We start from the raw sequence: 2031 nt of genomic DNA on the forward strand, positions 1-2031 counted from the left end.
CTGGCTGCGAAAGCTGCTGGCTGGCTTTAAATACTGTAGGCCGGCTAAAATAGCCTCTATAGATTTATCAGTACTTGGCCAAATCATTAAATCTCCCTGCCCAAGCCCTAAGCCACTGCGATGGCTTAATAAATCACGAACACGCATTTCGCGGGTGACGTAGGAGTCGTACAACCTAAACTCAGGTAAGTAGTCAATTACCCTGTCATCCCAACTTAACTTACCTTCATCAACCAACTTAGCCAGTGCTGCACTGGTAAACGCTTTTGTGTTTGAGGCAATACCAAAAAGTGTGTCTTTGTTCACTTTTGCATTTGTATTGAGGTTGCTTGTCCCAAACCCTTTAGCAAATACAACTTTATCGTCTTGCACAACCGCTACCGCCATACCCGGTACGTCAAAGCGTGCCATTGAGGTGTTAATGACCTCTTCTAAGTCCGTGGTATTAATTTGTGCCCAACTATTAAAAGTGGCACTGGCAAGCAACACTAAACTGGCTAATTTGGTGAGTTTCATGATTATCCTTATTATTTTTGGTGCACTGCAAATTCAATATCAGCACGCTCTTTATTTGTATCGGGCTTATGCGGCCGATTAAGTATTGCATCACTGTATTCTTTTGGTACGCCCGCCTCAAGCGCGCCGCGATGAACGTGCTGAATATACCAGTCGTATGGCAGTACATCGTTATCGTGGGTGTTAGCAATATAGCAATGGGCCTCTATTTGCTCACCATCTAACAAAGTGGGCTTAATAGCCACGCAATCGTAGCCTGGGCCCTCTATGGTGTCTAAAATTGCTTTTTCGGCTTCATCAAGTTCATACACCACGCCATATACCAAGGCGTTTTTGTCATCACTTTTTTGTATACTGCACTTGCCCGAGCCATCTTTAAATAGCATATTAAACGTAAGCTCGTAGCCTTTTAGTACAGCTGTGCCAACTCGCTTTGCTTTTGGTAAACGCGCAAGCAAGCGGTTAGAGGACATATTCGATCCAAACGAAAAATTATAAATAGGCATGACTTCTCCCTAGAGTTAAATTACTACACGAATGGCTAAAGCAATTAAAATAGCACCTATACCCCGGTCAAACCAATAGCCGCTTTTTTGAAAAAACGCCCGTACACTGGGTTTTGACAACACTAAAGAAAGCATAGAAAACCACACCCACGTTGCCAGAGCCATATAAACCCCATACACAATTTGCACGCTAGTTGGTGTAGTTACACTAATAACTAAGGTAAATAACGACATAAAAAAGAGAGTGGCTTTAGGATTAAGCGCGTTGGTTAAAAAGCCGCGCCTAAATGCATGCCATACGCTTTCTTGTGGGGTTGTTTTGTTTTCTATGTTGTCTGTTTTATTTACCGGTGGTTTGGCAGCCCTTAATGCTTGTACGCCTAAATAGGCTAAATACGCCCCCGCAACATACTTTAATGCCATAAATAAATTAGGCGATTGCGTTAAAATTAGCGCAACCCCTAATACGCAGTATCCTACGTGTAATAAAATAGCAGCGCCCACGCCAGCGCTTGTCCATAGGGCGTTACGCCTGCCCTGCTGTATACTTTGTTTGAGCACCACGGCAAAGTCGGGGCCTGGGCTGGCTACTGCAAAAAAGTGGGCGATGGCAATCAGTAAAAATTCGTCTAAGTAGTTCACAAGTATCCGGTTTAAGTTGGTGCATAGGCAAGCAATAGCGGATTAGCAGAGTTATCAACTAATGCTTTGATCTCTTTTTGGGCTTTTTTAAATTGGCTGCGCAAATGTGGCTTTAAATGTTTTTTAGAGTCACGATCGTTTTTAAAATAACTGATCAGCGCGTGCATAAATACGGTATGGGTTTCACTGAGCTTCGCTTCACGATTAGCATAAGGGTTATAGCACGAGCCACACCCGCCTTTAAATTGATACACAGTGTTGCTCATCATTACCCCAAACCCTAAAAAACAGGCCAGCGCATCTGCCGCTTGTGGCAAGTAGTCTTTACCGCCTGGCGGTAACACCCCAACATGATGAATTAATACAG

3 protein-coding genes and 1 pseudogene are annotated in these 2031 nt (G+C 43.6%); all 4 read right to left on the reverse strand.

Annotated elements, in window-relative coordinates:
* The coding region (locus L650_RS0107740; protein WP_029772758.1) for a serine hydrolase domain-containing protein at positions 1–516 on the reverse strand (516 nt) is incomplete at its 3' end.
* A gap of 11 nt (positions 517–527) precedes the next feature.
* A complete protein-coding gene (locus L650_RS0107745) occupies positions 528–1022 on the reverse strand; it encodes a gamma-glutamylcyclotransferase family protein (protein WP_029772759.1) in 495 nt (164 codons plus the stop codon).
* 15 nt (positions 1023–1037) lie between these two features.
* Complete coding sequence (locus L650_RS0107750; protein ID WP_029772760.1) at positions 1038–1664, reverse strand: LysE family translocator; 627 nt, start codon at positions 1662–1664, stop codon at positions 1038–1040.
* A gap of 11 nt (positions 1665–1675) precedes the next feature.
* A pseudogene (locus L650_RS0107755) lies at positions 1676–2031 on the reverse strand (hypothetical protein); the annotation flags it as partial.

Origin of the sequence: Pseudoalteromonas sp. TB51 (assembly GCF_000498055.1) — a bacterium.
GTDB lineage: Bacteria > Pseudomonadota > Gammaproteobacteria > Enterobacterales > Alteromonadaceae > Pseudoalteromonas > Pseudoalteromonas atlantica.

Excerpts from the sequence above, each read along its gene's own strand:
- L650_RS0107745 (WP_029772759.1), bottom strand. The coding sequence starts at position 1,022 with ATGCCTATTTATAATTTTTCGTTTGGATCGAATATGTCCTCTAACCGC.